The 15,615-nt window shown below is 38.8% G+C and carries 18 protein-coding genes; 3 read left to right on the forward strand and 15 right to left on the reverse strand.

Going from position 1 to position 15,615, the window contains the following annotated elements:
- Nucleotides 1-26: 26 nt before the first annotated feature.
- Nucleotides 27-335: a post-transcriptional regulator gene (locus ACFXN8_RS12450; RefSeq protein ID WP_376074743.1), complete on the reverse strand. Its 309-nt coding sequence runs from the start codon at nucleotides 333-335 to the stop codon at nucleotides 27-29.
- 93 nt (nucleotides 336-428) lie between these two features.
- Here ACFXN8_RS12450 and ACFXN8_RS12455 point away from each other — a divergent pair, with 93 nt between their 5' ends.
- Nucleotides 429-1,946, forward strand: coding sequence for a putative polysaccharide biosynthesis protein (locus tag ACFXN8_RS12455; protein WP_376074742.1), 1,518 nt, complete (start codon nucleotides 429-431; stop codon nucleotides 1,944-1,946).
- Here ACFXN8_RS12455 and ACFXN8_RS12460 read toward each other — a convergent pair.
- On the reverse strand, nucleotides 1,943-2,578 hold the full coding sequence (locus ACFXN8_RS12460) for a DUF421 domain-containing protein (protein WP_376074741.1): 636 nt from the start codon (nucleotides 2,576-2,578) through the stop codon (nucleotides 1,943-1,945). The genes ACFXN8_RS12455 and ACFXN8_RS12460 overlap by 4 nt on opposite strands.
- Before the next feature lie 462 nt (nucleotides 2,579-3,040).
- Between ACFXN8_RS12460 and ACFXN8_RS12465 the strand changes: the two genes are divergently transcribed.
- Nucleotides 3,041-3,886 (forward strand): polysaccharide deacetylase family protein, encoded by an 846-nt coding sequence (locus ACFXN8_RS12465; protein ID WP_386845412.1) that lies wholly within the window; start codon nucleotides 3,041-3,043, stop codon nucleotides 3,884-3,886.
- Nucleotides 3,887-4,076: 190 nt separating this feature from the next.
- Here ACFXN8_RS12465 and yajC read toward each other — a convergent pair whose 3' ends face one another.
- The 7 genes from yajC to ACFXN8_RS12500 all read right to left on the reverse strand — a co-directional run bounded on the left by yajC (nucleotide 4,077) and on the right by ACFXN8_RS12500 (nucleotide 10,435).
- Nucleotides 4,077-4,349, reverse strand: a complete 273-nt coding sequence (yajC, locus tag ACFXN8_RS12470) for a preprotein translocase subunit YajC (RefSeq protein WP_376074758.1) — start codon at nucleotides 4,347-4,349, stop codon at nucleotides 4,077-4,079.
- Between the two features lie 169 nt (nucleotides 4,350-4,518).
- Nucleotides 4,519-5,664 (reverse strand): tRNA guanosine(34) transglycosylase Tgt, encoded by a 1,146-nt coding sequence (tgt, locus tag ACFXN8_RS12475; protein ID WP_376074739.1) that lies wholly within the window; start codon nucleotides 5,662-5,664, stop codon nucleotides 4,519-4,521.
- Between the two features lie 55 nt (nucleotides 5,665-5,719).
- A complete protein-coding gene (queA, locus tag ACFXN8_RS12480) occupies nucleotides 5,720-6,763 on the reverse strand; it encodes a tRNA preQ1(34) S-adenosylmethionine ribosyltransferase-isomerase QueA (RefSeq protein ID WP_386845414.1) in 1,044 nt (347 codons plus the stop codon).
- A 17-nt stretch (nucleotides 6,764-6,780) separates the two neighbouring features.
- Complete coding sequence (ruvB, locus tag ACFXN8_RS12485; protein ID WP_386845416.1) at nucleotides 6,781-7,785, reverse strand: Holliday junction branch migration DNA helicase RuvB; 1,005 nt, start codon at nucleotides 7,783-7,785, stop codon at nucleotides 6,781-6,783.
- An 18-nt stretch (nucleotides 7,786-7,803) separates the two neighbouring features.
- Complete coding sequence (gene ruvA, locus ACFXN8_RS12490) at nucleotides 7,804-8,424, reverse strand: Holliday junction branch migration protein RuvA (protein ID WP_376074736.1); 621 nt, start codon at nucleotides 8,422-8,424, stop codon at nucleotides 7,804-7,806.
- Nucleotides 8,425-8,538: 114 nt separating this feature from the next.
- Nucleotides 8,539-9,417 carry a phosphotransferase gene (locus ACFXN8_RS12495; RefSeq protein WP_386845433.1) on the reverse strand — a complete coding sequence of 293 codons (879 nt, stop codon included), beginning with the start codon at nucleotides 9,415-9,417 and terminating at the stop codon, nucleotides 8,539-8,541.
- Entirely contained in the window at nucleotides 9,407-10,435 is a 1,029-nt protein-coding gene (locus ACFXN8_RS12500; RefSeq protein WP_386845419.1) for a LysM peptidoglycan-binding domain-containing protein, read from the reverse strand. Before ACFXN8_RS12500 ends, ACFXN8_RS12495 begins: the two co-directional genes overlap by 11 nt.
- A gap of 142 nt (nucleotides 10,436-10,577) precedes the next feature.
- Here ACFXN8_RS12500 and ACFXN8_RS12505 point away from each other — a divergent pair, with 142 nt between their 5' ends.
- A complete protein-coding gene (locus ACFXN8_RS12505) occupies nucleotides 10,578-11,111 on the forward strand; it encodes a transcription repressor NadR (RefSeq protein WP_386845421.1) in 534 nt (177 codons plus the stop codon).
- 292 nt (nucleotides 11,112-11,403) lie between these two features.
- Here ACFXN8_RS12505 and ACFXN8_RS12510 read toward each other — a convergent pair whose 3' ends face one another.
- The 6 genes from ACFXN8_RS12510 to ACFXN8_RS12535 all read right to left on the reverse strand — a co-directional run.
- Nucleotides 11,404-11,793, reverse strand: a complete 390-nt coding sequence (locus ACFXN8_RS12510; protein ID WP_386845423.1) for a thiol-disulfide oxidoreductase DCC family protein — start codon at nucleotides 11,791-11,793, stop codon at nucleotides 11,404-11,406.
- Between the two features lie 30 nt (nucleotides 11,794-11,823).
- Nucleotides 11,824-12,699, reverse strand: a complete 876-nt coding sequence (gene pheA / locus ACFXN8_RS12515; protein ID WP_376074732.1) for a prephenate dehydratase — start codon at nucleotides 12,697-12,699, stop codon at nucleotides 11,824-11,826.
- A gap of 355 nt (nucleotides 12,700-13,054) precedes the next feature.
- Entirely contained in the window at nucleotides 13,055-13,510 is a 456-nt protein-coding gene (locus ACFXN8_RS12520; protein ID WP_053484814.1) for an ACT domain-containing protein, read from the reverse strand.
- 23 nt (nucleotides 13,511-13,533) lie between these two features.
- The gene (gene obgE / locus ACFXN8_RS12525) at nucleotides 13,534-14,823 is read right to left on the reverse strand and encodes a GTPase ObgE (RefSeq protein ID WP_370041865.1); all 1,290 of its coding nucleotides are present in this window, start codon (nucleotides 14,821-14,823) and stop codon (nucleotides 13,534-13,536) included.
- Between the two features lie 5 nt (nucleotides 14,824-14,828).
- Nucleotides 14,829-15,356, reverse strand: coding sequence for a Spo0B domain-containing protein (locus ACFXN8_RS12530; RefSeq protein ID WP_386845426.1), 528 nt, complete (start codon nucleotides 15,354-15,356; stop codon nucleotides 14,829-14,831).
- 67 nt (nucleotides 15,357-15,423) lie between these two features.
- The coding region (locus tag ACFXN8_RS12535) for a hypothetical protein (protein WP_386845428.1) at nucleotides 15,424-15,615 on the reverse strand (192 nt) is incomplete at its 5' end.

The raw sequence follows: 15,615 nt of genomic DNA on the forward strand, positions 1-15,615 counted from the left end.
TATTTGACAAATTTCACACATTCTTTTTAACTTTTAACCGGACCAAGCAGCATTTTTAACTCTTCCGTATTCACTTCTGTAAACCAATCATTAATTTGTAAGAATTCTACTTGATTAAATGATACGATATCGGACGGTGATACTGCAAAAATAGTAGCGATAATTTCATGTATGCGTAGTTGGTCAATATTTTTTCTGCGCCATTTTTTCTCTATACAATAGCGCCATAGTTCTTCTGCTGTAATGGCATTGTATTGATAATGTTTAAACTCTTCCATCTTACTATCAATTGCAGGACGGATTTTTTCAAACAGTTGCTCATGCTGCATACTCATTTTGAATCATCTCCAATCAAAGTCGTATCGTAAGACAAGTTTGCATACAAATAGTGTAAATGAATTTTTGTGGCTTGAGAAGGGACGGATGGCATGAGTTCTTTTGTACGAGGAACACTATTTTTAATGTTCGTGATTTTTTTATCGAAACTCTTTGGCTTCTTTTATAGAATGCAATTTATGCGGATCGCTGGTGAAGAGGCAGTCGGCATTTATATGACCGTCTATCCGGCGTTCATTTTCTTCATCTCACTCATTCAACTTGGACTACCTATCGCGGTGGCAAAAATTGTAGCAGAGTTATTAGCAAAAAACAAACGCGAAAGCATCTATGGTGTTATGCGCACGGCTATTCTTTGGTCATTTATTGGAATGATCGTCTTTATGCCGATTGTTGCACTTACTATACCATATATATCGACTACACTTTTACATAATGAACAGACAACATTTACGCTTTGGATTGCACTCTTTGCTGTACCAGTGTCAGTTGGCTCTGGGTTATTGCGCGCTTATTTACAAGGTATTGCCAAAATTACACCAACAGCTTGGGCTCAAATGATTGAACAAATTATCCGTATTAGCTTCATCACTTTAACGCTGCCTTATGTGGCTGCCTATAATAATGCTGCCGTTACAGCAGCCTCTGCTATGGGAATTACGCTTCTAGCTGAAGTCGTTGCTTTCTTGTACTTGTGGATGCATTATATCGTCTCAAAGAAAAAATTATTGACACGAAAAAACAAAATCGAGGCTTATCCTGCCTCCCCGATGTTACGAATTGCCCTTCCTTCAGCAGGAAGCAAACTGTTTGGATCCTTTACTTGGTTTTTAGAACCTATCATATTTTTAAAGGCGTTAACTATGGCTGGTTTGACAGCCTCCGCTGCAACCATTTTATACGGGGTTATTTCGGGTGTACTCGTCCCCCTATTATTGTTCCCGGCTTTTGTGTCTGCAGCACTTTCTATCGTCCTTATACCGGCTGTTAGTGACGCGGTTGCCCGTCAGCATATACCGCTCCTACAGGAACGTATTTCTGTATCGTTACGACTATCTTCCTTAGTGGGCTGTGTGGCTGCTACGTACTTTTTCGTTCATGGTGACGAAATAGCTATGAAGCTCTTTCATTTACAAGAAAATCGAGGTTATGTGAAAATATTAGCGCCCATTTTTTACTTTTATTATATTCAAAGTCCTTTGCATTCGATATTACAAGCAATTGGTGAGGCACGTGCTGCGATGATGAACTCCATTTACGGTGGTCTTGGTAAGCTATTTGTCATGTTCGTGCTCGCCTCTCAGCCTGGTATACAGGAAAAAGGTGCCGTTGTGGCAATTGGCTTTGGCGTTTTACTAACTTCGTTTTTGCATATTGCGACAGTGAGACAACGTAAAAATTTACGTGCCGGTTTTAGAATGTTTGTTGTTCCATATAGCTGTTTTATTGCTGTTTGTGTTACCCAGTATTTTCTGATGCAAATAATGCCATTGCCATTAATTTTAAGTAGCTGTGTAACCTTGTTTTTACTATTTACATTCTTACTGGTTTCCAATCAATTACGCATAACTGATTTGCGCTACCTTCGTAAGTTGGCCAAAAAAGTTTAAGATTCTTTCAGCTGAATATGCAGCCGATCTTCCTCCCAAACACAAAAAAATACAGTGTTACTATCCGTAATATTATTTTTAGCAAGCTCTGCCATTAGCCAATCAACATCTTTATGCAATACCTTTAAATGCCTATCCTGAATATCACCGTCGATAATCAGTGGGTAAACAAATGCCTTTTCATCTTTTTGGTATACGGACAGATTGCCAGATGGCTCTAAATAGGCGTAAGCAATATCTGTAACGGAAGCATTTCCGTTTTCGCGTAATTGTTGACACAAATCATCTAAATTATAGCGTTGCTTGCGCATTTCACTTTCTAAAATGACACCATCTCTTATCAGTAATACTGGATCACCATCAACTAGATCACGGAATTTTTTACTTTTAAGTGAAATATATGCAGTTGTTATTTGAATGAAAAACAATATGATGATTGGTAAAATCACATTAAATAAAGGACTTTCGAAATCATCAAGTGCAAACGCAGCCACCTCAGCCATTAAAATGGATACAACTAAATCGATTACAGATAATTCGCCGACCTCACGTTTACCCATTAAACGAAAAATTATTAGGATAAACACATATAAAAAACATGTTCTTAAAATAATCGTTAAATATTCTTCCATATAGTCACCCCCATACTATTCAAGGTGACCTTACTCATCATTTTTTATACAGGATGATGGTATATCATAACTTTGATTTTTTAGTCTTCGAAAATTTTTCTTGTACTTTATTTTGCATGCTAACCTTTACGGAAACCGAGTTTTCAATTAAGTCACAGTCTAAGAATTGCACGAACAACATTAGCAAAATAACACCTTTTTGTATATAATAGGGAAATGGTGCTGTACAACTTTCGTAAATCAAAAGAATAAACCTTAGTTGTTTGTGTACAATAAAAGGAGCTATAATTCCTGCTTTTCTAAAATCAAATTTTCTCGGACAATTAACAAGGACATTTTATGATGCTTCCCAACAATAATGTAGTTATTGTTTAAAAGGTCATCTCTTATACTTCCGTTAGTAAATGATCCACCATTTTCCGATTTAACAAGATCATTCAAACATGAAAACAAGGTGAGAAAATGAAAAGGTTAGTAATTTTTCTAGTTATAGTTGCTTCTAGTATATGGCTCATTAAACCTTACCCTATTTATGGATCTAAAAATGAGAAGATCCCAGTTCTTATGTATCACCATTTAGAAAAAGACGTAAATAATAATACAGTCATTTCCCCAGAGAATTTCGAAAATCAAATTAAAACGCTTAAAGAGAATGGGTACAATTCGATTACAACCCAAGAATTATATGATTACTTGAACGGTAAAACAAAATTGCCTAAAAATCCGGTGTTAATAACTTTTGACGATGGTTATTTAAGCAACTACGAAAAAGCTTATCCAATTTTGAAAAAATACAAAATGCATGCAGAAATCTTTGTTATCACTAGTCACATCCTAGAAAAAAACGGAAAGAATGCATATCCGAACGAAATTCCCAAAATGAATTGGGATCAATTAAAAGAAATGAAAGATTATATAACCATCCAAAGCCACACTTGGAATTCACATTATAAATTACAGTCATTCGGCGGAGGAATGAAAGGTGCCATATATGGTCGTAGTTACATTAATGGAAAACTAGAAAGTCAAGAAGAGTACGAAGAAAGGGTTAAAAAAGATTTTATTCTTTCCAGGAAAATGATTATAGAAAAGTTAGGATATGAACCAATTGCTCTTAGCTATCCCTACGGAACTAATTCTGAAGATGCAATGAAATTAGCGAAAGATGTTGGATTTAAAATGGCTTTTGTTATTAAAAATAAAGGTGTTACTATGGGTGATAATGTATATGCTTTAAGCAGAATAACGGTAAATGGCAATGAAACTGGAGCAGAATTAATTAAGAAATTAAAAGATAGTGGCACTTGATGATCCGCCGGAGGCTTTAGGCCAACAAATGTTTTTTGCGCGAAAGCGTAGCGTCAGCAACGTGTTTTTTAGACTGAGTTCCTCTATTTCAGCAAATGTCTTTTGACCGAAAGCGTAGCGACAGGTACAGAAGACATTTGCTGAAAGATGCAAAAAAGACTTACAATTAATGTAAGTCTTTTTCTCATTATTATTTTACTTGGTCGCCATTCACTATTCGTCCAATTGCTTGACGGTCAAATTTAACGCGCACATTGTCTGCGATTTTTAATGTTATAGTTGTGTCCTCAATTGAGTCAATCTCACCATGTAAGCCACCGATTGTAATCACTTTATCTCCACGTTGCAAATTACCCTGCATATTTTGTGTTTCCTGCTGTCTCTTTTTAGCAGGGCGGATTAAAATAAACCACATTGCAACGAACATTAATAATATTGGTGCTAACCCTATTAGTTGGTCCATCATTCTTGCCCCCTTTCCAATTCTTTTTTAGTATAGACTATTCCACCATAAAAAAGCGATGGACAAGCCCAAAATTTTTCTATATTACTAATATTTTTTCTAAGATAGACATTTTTTTGCTAGAAATATTCAAATTCCTCACAAATTTACATGCTTTTTTTCCTAAATATTAGAAGTTCTTTGCGTTTGGTTCATTAAAGCCGTATTTCTCGAAGAATTCTTCTCGGAAATCGCCAAGACGGTCTTCACGGATTGCCTCACGTACTTGTTCCATTAACTTCAATAGGAAGTGTAAGTTATGGTAAGTCGTTAAACGGATGCCAAACGTTTCTTCTGTACGGATTAGATGACGAATATACGCGCGTGAATAGTTTTTACATGTATAACAATCACAGTTCGGATCAATTGGCCCGAAATCACGTGCATATTTTGCATTTTTAACAACTAAGCGACCTTCAGATGTCATTAATGTGCCATTACGTGCAATACGTGTTGGTAATACACAGTCAAACATATCAATGCCTCGAATAGCACCATCAATTAATGAGTCAGGTGAACCTACACCCATTAAATAACGTGGTTTATTTGTTGGCATTAATGGTGTTGTAAACTCTAATACTCGGTTCATAATGTCCTTAGGCTCACCAACAGATAGCCCTCCAATTGCATAGCCTGGGAAATCAAGCTCTACCAATGCTTCTGCAGAACGACGGCGTAAATCCTCGTATTCTCCCCCTTGAATAATACCGAATAGACCTTGTTCTTCTGGACGTTTATGTGCCTCTTTACAACGTTTAGCCCAACGTGTTGTACGGTCTACTGATTGCAGCATATAGTCATATGTCGCAGGGAAAGGTGGACATTCATCAAAAGCCATCATAATATCCGAACCTAAATCATTTTGAATTTCCATCGCCTTTTCTGGACTTAAAAACAATTTGTCCCCATTCAAATGATTGCGGAAATGAACCCCTTCTTCCTCGATTTTACGGAATTGACTAAGTGAGAACACTTGGAAACCACCTGAATCTGTTAAAATCGGGCGATCCCAGTTCATAAATTTATGCAAGCCCCCTGCTTCCTTCACAATATCATTCCCTGGTCTTAGCCATAAATGATACGTATTTGACAGAATAATGCCTGCATTCATTTCCTTTAATTCCTCAGGTGACATTGTTTTAACAGTTGCTTGTGTACCAACAGGCATAAATGCTGGCGTTTCAAAAGAGCCATGCGGCGTATGCACGATGCCAAGGCGTGCTCCTGTTTGCTTACAAGTATGAAGTAGCTCATAACGAATTGCTGGTTGTGTCATATTATAAAAAATTCCTCTCTTATCTAAAGTAAAAACAGTACTCCGATTTTTTTCTTTATTCTCCTTTTGGACGAATAAACATAGCATCACCAAAGCTAAAGAAACGATATTTTTCTTCTACAGCTTGTTGATATGCACTTAAAATTGTTTCTTTTGTTGCAAGCGTACTAACAAGCATTACAAGGGTAGACTTTGGTAAATGGAAGTTGGTGATTAAACCATCCACAACCGTAAATTCATATCCTGGATAAATGAAAATAGACGTCCAACCTTGTTCTGCTCGTACTTCGCCTCCATATTTAGAACCGATAGTTTCTAAAGTACGTGTAGAAGTTGTACCAACTGCAATCACTTTTCCACCATTACTCTTTACTCGGTTTATGATAGATGCGGTTTCTTCTGTTACACTATAAAATTCAGAATGCATTTCGTGATTTTCAATTGAATCTACACTTACAGGACGGAAAGTTCCCAGTCCCACATGTAAAGTGATAAATACAACTTCGACCCCTTTTGCTTTCACCTGCTCTAGTAATTCTTCTGTAAAATGCAGGCCAGCGGTTGGTGCTGCTGCTGAGCCGCGCTCTTTTGCATAAACGGTTTGGTAGCGATCCTTGTCCTCTAATTTTTCGCGAATATATGGAGGTAGTGGCATCTCACCAAGTTGCTCTAAAATTTCATAAAAAATTCCGTTATATTTAAACTCAAATGTACGTCCACCATGATCAAGCTCTCCTGTACAAGTAGCTGTCAGTAAGCCATCTCCAAATGTTACAACTGTGCCGACTTTTACACGCTTAGCTGGTTTAACAAGTGTTTCCCATTCATCCGTACCTGCCATTTGCTTTAATAGCAGTACCTCTATATGAGCACCTGTTTCCTCTTTTACACCCATTAAACGCGCTGGTAAGACTCTTGTATCATTTAACACAAGACAATCCCCAGCTTGTAGCTCATCTAAAATATGAGCAAAATGGTGATGCTCTACATTTGTTGAGCCTGGCGTCACTACCATTAATCGACTAGCTGTACGGTCCAAAAGTGGTGTTTGTGCAATAAGTTCTTCTGGCAATTCAAAATCAAAATCTTCTACACGCATGAAAATACTTCCTTCTTCTAGGTTTGTTGGGGATACTCATATCCAAAATGTTCGTAGGCTAAATGTGTTGCCACACGTCCACGTGGCGTCCGTTGTATAAAGCCGATTTGCATCAAATATGGCTCGTACACGTCCTCAATCGTAACGCGTTCTTCGCCAATAGACGCTGCCAACGTATCTAATCCTACTGGGCCACCGCGGAAGCGCTCAATCATATTGGTCACAAGTTTATGGTCAATATGGTCAAGCCCTCTAGGATCGACTTGTAATAGCTCCAGCGCTTGCTTAGCAAGTCCCTCCGTTATCATACCATCTCCAAGCACCTGTGCATAATCTCGTACTCGTTTTAGAAGACGGTTAGCAATACGGGGAGTACCACGCGAACGTGTTGCCATTTCAAGTGCTGCTACTTTTTCAATATCAACATCAAATAAATGCGCACTACGAACGACAATTTCTGCAAGTGAAGTATGATCATAATACTCCAATCTTAATAATACGCCAAAGCGATCCCTTAAAGGTGCTGATAATGCACCTGCTCTTGTTGTCGCACCAACGAGTGTAAATGGCGGTAAATCAAGTCGTACAGAACGCGCTTCAGGGCCTTTACCAACGACAATATCTAAACAAAAATCCTCCATGGCAGGATAAAGCACCTCTTCTATTGCACGAGGCAGGCGATGTATTTCATCGATAAATAGCACATCCCCTGGCTCCAGTGAGCTTAAAATAGCTGCTAAATCGCCAGGACGTTCGATTGCAGGACCGCTTGTCATGCGCACATTGACATTCATTTCATTAGCAATGACAGCAGCTAATGTAGTTTTACCAAGTCCAGGTGGTCCATATAACAGCACATGATCTAAACTTTCCTGACGAAGCTTTGCCGCTTCAATGAAAATTTGTAAATTCTCCTTTACCTTATGTTGACCAATGTATTGTGCTAATCTTTGTGGGCGTAAAGATAATTCAAACGGTTCATCATAGCTACCTGCCTCACTAGCCATCATACGTTCAGACATGTACTTCCCCCCCTTTCACTATTTTAACTTTAATAGCAATTGTAAAGCTTGTTTCATAAATGCATCTGTTGTTTCAAGCTTGTCGTTATCTTCGAGCTGTGGACGTATTTTTTCTAGTTCTTTTTCAGAATAACCAAGTGCCATTAAGGCAAGAATAGCTTCTTCAAGCTCATGTTTATATGGATTTACACCAAATAACGGTAGCTCATCTTCTGTACTAGGTAGCTCAATAGTCTCTAACAATCCGCCAAGTTTACCTTTTAAATCTAGAATCATTTGACGTGCCGTTTTCTTACCTACACCAGGAAACTTCACTAAAAACGATTCATCCTCTCGTTCAATGGCACTGATAACCTGTTGAGGATTCCCAGTAGCTAAAATAGCAAGTGCACCCTTCGGTCCAATTCCTGACACTAAAATAAGTTTACGAAACAGCTCTCGTTGGTCTAAATTTGGAAAGCCATATAACACTTGCGCGTCCTCACGTACATGCAAGTGTACAAATATTTGCTGTTCAAGTGCCGATGTCCGGAACGCAAATGGATTAGGTGTATTCAGTTGCCAGCCAATCCCTTGTTGTTCAAGGACGATATACTCAGGAGTTATACGCTTTACTTGTCCTTTTAAATAATCATACATTCTATATTCCCTCACAATCATCGTCTTCGATTATAGCATATTGCGAACGAATGCTCGACTATAAGAAATAACACAAGTAGTCGTTCACATACAAAAATGACCGCCGAAAGACGGTCATTTCTTTATCATTTTATCAATATCGTACCACAGTTTGGGCCAATATGTGAGAGCCCGTTTTGTAAATGGCACTAAATAATCTAAAAATACCAGCTGTTGATCTAATGGTAAATCTACTGCAAAAAGCCATTCACGTAATAGCTCATTTGGATATTTTAAACGATGTAGCTTTCTTTTATCTAATCGTTTCATCTCTGGTAGCTCTGCAAATATTTTACCAAGGTCATAATTTACAGCTGGCAGTACACGATGCAACCATAAAATATATTCATCATCCGCTTCTCCAAGGTGAGCCAAATCAAAATCGATTAAACGCAATTCTCCATCTGAGCACCATAAAAAATTATGATGTACGACATCTCCATGTAAAAGCGTTATTTCTTTTTCAGGTACATCTTCCTGCGCGATTAGCTGTAACGATTTCTCACTATAGTGTAAAATTTGATCCATTTCTTCTTTTGTTAAAAATGCACGAAATTCATTCCGTCTGCTTTTAAAACGCATATGACGCATTTGCCATTTTAAAAGCTGTGAATAGGTGTGCAAACCTGGTACACGCTGCCAAGTAATTTTTTTATGTGTATCATGTAACGTATTTAATAACTTAAGTGATTCCTTCCGATCTTTTTTACGAGCAAAATTAGCACTATGACTTCCTTCTTGCCAATCTTGCACGATTAAATACTCATCATTACTTTTCATTACAGGTAAGATCAACGAGGGTTCCAGATATCCAAGCTGTCGATGAATAACCCTCACCTTTTCTGCTATTTCTATCAGCTTTGCCCGTTTTACAAAATAATTATTAGATTGATATTTATACTTCCAAATATTCGGCTTTACTTCTTCAATGATATACGCTTTTTCACCATCGATAAGGCGTCATCCCGCCTGGGAAAAAGTGCGGTGACATCCATGGCCCTACTGACGAATACGGCATTGGGCAATGGGATGGGCATGGCGGCGGACATGGTGGTGGACATGGTGGTGGACTGCAACATGGATCCATTTGCCAATTTGGCATCATGACTGGTTGTGCATGACAACCACATGGCTGTTCCATTTCCGGCATCATTTCCGGCATCGGCTGAAATTCAGGCTTCATAGGGAAGAATGGAGATGTACTAGATTCTAAGAACTCCTCCGCCCCAGCAACTTTTTCGCATGGCATTTCACATGATGTTGGTTGCTCCGGCATTGTATAAGCCTCCATTTGCGGCTCCATTGGCATATGCATCGGCATTGGCCAATACATATGATGATGCACTGGCTGATGGCAGCTTGCACAATGTGGCACTGCTGGCATTTGTGGCATTATAAAAATCGGTTGCGGCATTGGCATTGGTGCTGGCGCCGGTTGGGCTACAGGTTGCGGTTGCGGTTGAATTTGAATTGGTGATACAGTTTGCTCTACACTTGGCATGACAACTTGTTGATTCCAGCTAAGCTCAACAGGCGCTGGCTGAGGCATCGGCATTGGCATTGGATAAGGAATTGGAATCATCTGTGGTTCAGGCATTGGCGGTGGTGGCACAATAATTGGTGGTGGCATTGGTCTCTGAACCTCTTTTTCTTTAACATGCCTTGTAGGTGACTCCTTATGCATATGTTCTTTGTGCATATGTTCCTTGTGCCCCTCTTTATGTGGTTCCCTATGTCCTTCTCTATGTCCTTCTCTATGCATTCCCCAATCTGTTTCTCGATGATGTTCTCTATGCGGTTCTCTATGTGGTTCTTTGTTTATTTTTTCAGGTAGGATAATTTCCATGCCCGGTACAATATAATCTGGGTTAGCGAGATGGACATTAAGCCGCTTTAAATCTTCAAACGAAACTCCGTACTCTTTCGCAATCTTCCACAACGTGTCTCCCTTTTGGACAATATGAATACGCAATTTTTTCCTCCCTTCCTCTCTCCGTATCATATGTTCAATGTTCCATTTGGATACAAAAAATTCACCCACGTTAGAAAGGCTTCATGGTACACTAGTTTTTAAGGAAAACTGCTTCCTTTATTACAAGCAGAGGTGATCTCTTATGAAAAAAATGTTAGGCGAAGAACGCCGACTGCAACTTCTAGCACAACTAAAAAACAGCACAGCACCTATAACAGGGACAGACCTAGCTAAATTCGCTAATGTTTCTAGACAAGTCATTGTTAATGATATGACATTATTAAAGGCTAGAAATGAACCTATTATTGCTACTAGCCAAGGATATCTTTACATGCATCAGGAACAAATACAGCAAACTGTTGAACGTACAATTCCTTGCTTCCATACTGCAGAGAATGCTGAAAATGAACTGATAACTATAGTTGATTGCGGTGGTACAGTAAAAAATGTTATTGTTGAACATCCTATTTATGGAGAAATTACTGCATCGATTATGGTCTCTAACCGTCATGAGGTAAAAAAATTTATTCAACGTGTCAACGAAACACAGGCAAGTTATTTATCCGAACTAACAGGTGGTACACATCTTCATGTTATATCTGCGCCTTCTGTTGAAATTTTAGATTTAATTGAGCTTACTTTACAAAAAAAGGGATATTTAGTTGTAGATCAATAATTTAACAAACTTCCCTTCCATAACATGTAAAATCAAATAATTGATAAGCAGCTGCTAGTCTTCACGGAGACTAGCAGCTTTCTGTTCGTTAGGTATTTAAAAATTCAAAGATTTTTTTAGTTTCTCGCTTCCGCACAAAAAATATCTGTTACCCCAAGCGACTCATCGGACTTCCCTTGGAAAAGCCCAGTCGGAACAGAAATCATCTCAATGTTATGATCTTGTACCTCTGAATTAGGTGTTTCAATTTTCTCTAAAAAAAGCTATCCACTTAAATTGGATAGCTTCAAAGCTAGAGAAATCTTTTTCGTTGTGAAGGTGTTGGCAATATACAGCTTTCTTTTCGTCCAAAAAGACGATATCTATTTTTAGCAAACAGTCGGTACATTATATTTCGTATAGGTGGAGGAATAAGAATGAAAACATAGCAGACAGGCCAAAAACTATCTAATCTCCTACAGATTTTAAGAGCTGCTGTAGATTCAAAATATACCTTCCCATGCTCAATTAATAGGACACTATCTATATTTCCTGGTATTTCGTATTGTGCAAGTAACGCCTGCCCTACATCACTCTGGATGGATGCAAACTGAAAATATGCTGCCTGATCATGTTTGATAATAAATTGCACACTGCTATCACAAAAATTGCACACTCCGTCAAATAATATAATGCCGCCCATACTGATTCCTCCTCGTCAAGGCGAAATTGATTACTCGTCTGATGTTCGATAAGTAAAGTATGTACCAAGTGACTTCACCTTGCAACCAAGTGCAGCTAGTTCTTCCATAGCCCCACGCATCATAGGCTCCTTTTCATCTGCTAAAACATCAATCATAAAGAAATAATCACCTAAGCCCGTTTTTAATGGGCGTGATTCGATTTTACTTAAATTTAGCTGTCGCCATGCGAATACTGATAATACTTGATGTAACGCCCCTGAACGATCCGTTGGCAATGTAATCATGAAAGTTGTCTTTGCCTGTCCATCTGATAATTCTTGCGGTAATCGTTTATTTTGCTTAGATAATACGAAGAAACGAGTATGGTTAAAATGGAAATCATGGATATTAGGTTGAACGATTTCTAAGCCATATTTATCTGCTGCCGCTGCATTTCCAACTGCAGCAATGCACTCGTTCGGATTTTCGGATACAAATTTTGCCGCTGCTGCTGTTGATGTTGTTTGATGTAACGGAGCATGGCTGAAGCGATAAAATAAATATTTATGACATTGGGCTAGAGCATGTGGATGTGAATAAACTCCTTCGATTGACTCCCAATTGTCCTTCTGCGCTTTATTGACCATTAAATGCTGCTGTATTTTTAACTGAAGCTCACCTGTAACATATAAGGTCGCCTCATGAAATAAATAATCAAGCGTTAACGATACAGATCCTTCTAAAGCATTTTCCAGTGGTACAACTGCTAAATCTACCTTCCCCTTTGCTACCGCTTCAATACATTCTGGAATTGTAGAACAAGGGACAAGCCACTCATTCGGAAAGGTTGCCTTTGCTGCTAAGTATGTAAATGATGCCTCAGGTCCTAAATATCCTATTCGTTTTTCCCATTGTTGCTCTGTCATTACATGTACCTCCTGTTCATTGTTTGATTTGATTTGATTGGCTCACTACGATAACGTGGGGTTGATTTCCGTTCCGACTGAAGGCGTCCGATGAGCCGCTTAAATTTCACTAATGTAAAAATTCAGAATTTTCAAGTTCCCGAAAACTCCTTTTATTCTACATCAAATGTTGAGGTAAGGCACCTAAAGAAGCCTCCCAAAACCCTCTTTATGACGTTCTATCCATTACTTTTCTTTCTATGAATTTTCGATATAGAATAAGGAGCTGTCCCATGAAGTGATAATTACATCACATGGGACTGCTCCTTTTGAGCTTATTTACATTCTGTCAAAAATTCAAACTTGCTGTCAGTCATTACAATGCACCAGAACTAATTACTTCCGCTGACTCTACAAAATCTAAACGTTTAAGTTGCTGTATTAAATCATCCAGTTCACATGTCATACTAGTGACATCTAACGATAATGTAACATTCGCACGTCCTTGAATCGGTATTGTTTGATGGATAGTCAGTACATTGCAATGCGTAATTGTCACTGTTTCTAAAAGCTTTGCAAGTGTTCCTTTACGGTCCTGAAGCTGTAAAAAGACTGTTAAAATGCGTTCCTGCACAATTGAATGAAAAGGAAATACAGCATCACGATATTTGTAAAACGCACTACGCGATAAATCCACCTGCTTTACCGCATCCCAAATGGAAGATACCGAACCACTTGAAAGTAAGTGTTTCGCCTCCAAAGTTTTTTGCATAGCATCCGTTAAAACATCTTCACGAACTAAATAATATCGCTGATTCGCAACATTCTTCATACGCTTCCCCCTAAAACCTATTCTTAGTCGACAAATTCAAATTCGAATTCCAATAAGCGTACAATATCTCCATTTTGTGCACCACGTTCACGTAATGCTTCATCGACGCCCATACCACGTAATTGACGTGCAAAACGACGTACACCGTCCTCGCGGCTGAAGTCTGTCATTTTGAAGATACGCTCAATCGCATATCCACCAAGAATGAATGTACCATCAGGATCACGAGAGATTTCGATTGAATCAGCTTCAGATTGGTGTTTGTAAAGTACCGTTGCATCTGATTCTTCATCTAGATCTTCGAATAATGGGAATTCAGGAGTCACTTCCAGTAAGTCGGCAATTTCAAATAATACAGGCTTTAAACCTTGGCGAGAAACCGCTGATACTGGGAAGATTTTCGCATCTTCGCCCACTTTTTCACGGAAAATTTCTAAGTTTTCCTCTGCATCTGGCATGTCCATTTTATTTGCCACAATAATTTGTGGACGTTCTGTTAAACGAAGATTATATTGTTTTAGCTCATCATTGATTGTTAAGTAATCTTCATAAGGATCGCGCCCTTCCATACCCGACATATCAATTACGTGTACGATAACACGTGTACGTTCAATATGACGGAGGAATTGGTGACCTAGACCAACACCTTCGTGCGCACCTTCGATTAAACCTGGTAAATCGGCCATTGCAAAGCTACGATGATCATCTGTTTCAACCATTCCTAAGTTCGGTACGATTGTAGTGAAATGATAAGCACCTATTTTTGGCTTTGCCGCAGAAACAACAGATAATAATGTTGATTTACCTACACTTGGGAAGCCAACTAATCCTACATCTGCTAGTACTTTCAACTCTAATATAACATTTAATTCTTGTCCTGGCTCACCTTTTTCAGAAAGTTCTGGAGCAGGATTGGCTGGTGTTGCAAAGCGGGAATTCCCGCGGCCACCGCGACCAGCTTTTGCGATAATCGCTTGTTGACCATGCTCGACTAAATCCGCAATAACAACGCCTGTTTCTTCGTTCATTACAACCGTGCCCGGTGGTACTTTAACGATTAAATCATCTGCACGTCTACCATGCATCCCTTTACTCATACCATGCTCACCACGGTCAGCCTTGAAGTTGCGTTTATAGCGGAAATCCATTAACGTTCGCAGACCTTCTTCAACTTGAAAGACAACATTCCCACCGTGACCACCATCGCCACCAGCTGGACCACCATTCGGTACAAATTTTTCACGACGGAAGGCTACCATTCCATCCCCACCGTCGCCACCTTTTACATAAATCTTGACGTGATCGACAAACATTTAATTCACTCCCTGCTTGCACTCAATACATATATCCAAGACGCATTTGTCTCTTCCACTGTTTGAATGTCTAATTGTTTCAAACCTTTTTCGGTGAATGCATCAGCACTCCATAGCCCATTTAACGTGAATGTCACGGCAAATGTATGATCGTCAACACGTACATCGAGCACTAAGCTCTGCTCTGTAAATGGATCTAATGTATCATAAACATGCATAACTGTTTTGTTTAAGTAATCTACAACTTCCGAATCAACTGTATTTGTGACAGACATTTTTATGTCACCGCTAAGCTTCATTGGTAATGAAGGATAGCGCCAACCTGCTGTTTGCAGCCATTCGATTGTTTGCGGTAATTGTAGACGATTAAGGATAGAAAGTACTTGTAATTGTTCTGAATAATTTTGAATAAGTTTTTTTGATTCATCAATTCTACCTAAATCTAAATTCATGCGAATAAGCTGAAGCTGATTCACATAATCATGATTTGCAAAACGTATTACTTCACTAATGGTTAGTGATTGATTGTTCATCCCATTCACTCCAATAAAGTTATCCTTACTAGTATAACAAGTTTTGCTGTATTTTTCCCTTAATTCTTCAATCAATTATGCCGAGGCATAATTGTAGCTGACGCTTTGCTTTCGCTACAGAAAACATTTGTTGCTGTCGCTTCGCTTTCGCACAGATAAAACCGTGTTGCTGTCGCTTCGCTTTCGCACAGATAAAACCGTGTTGCTGTCGCTTCGCTTTCGCACAGATAAAACCGTGTTGCTGTCGCTTCGCTTTCGC

Source organism: Lysinibacillus sp. NPDC059133 (genome assembly GCF_042755925.1).
Lineage (GTDB): Bacteria > Bacillota > Bacilli > Bacillales_A > Planococcaceae > Lysinibacillus.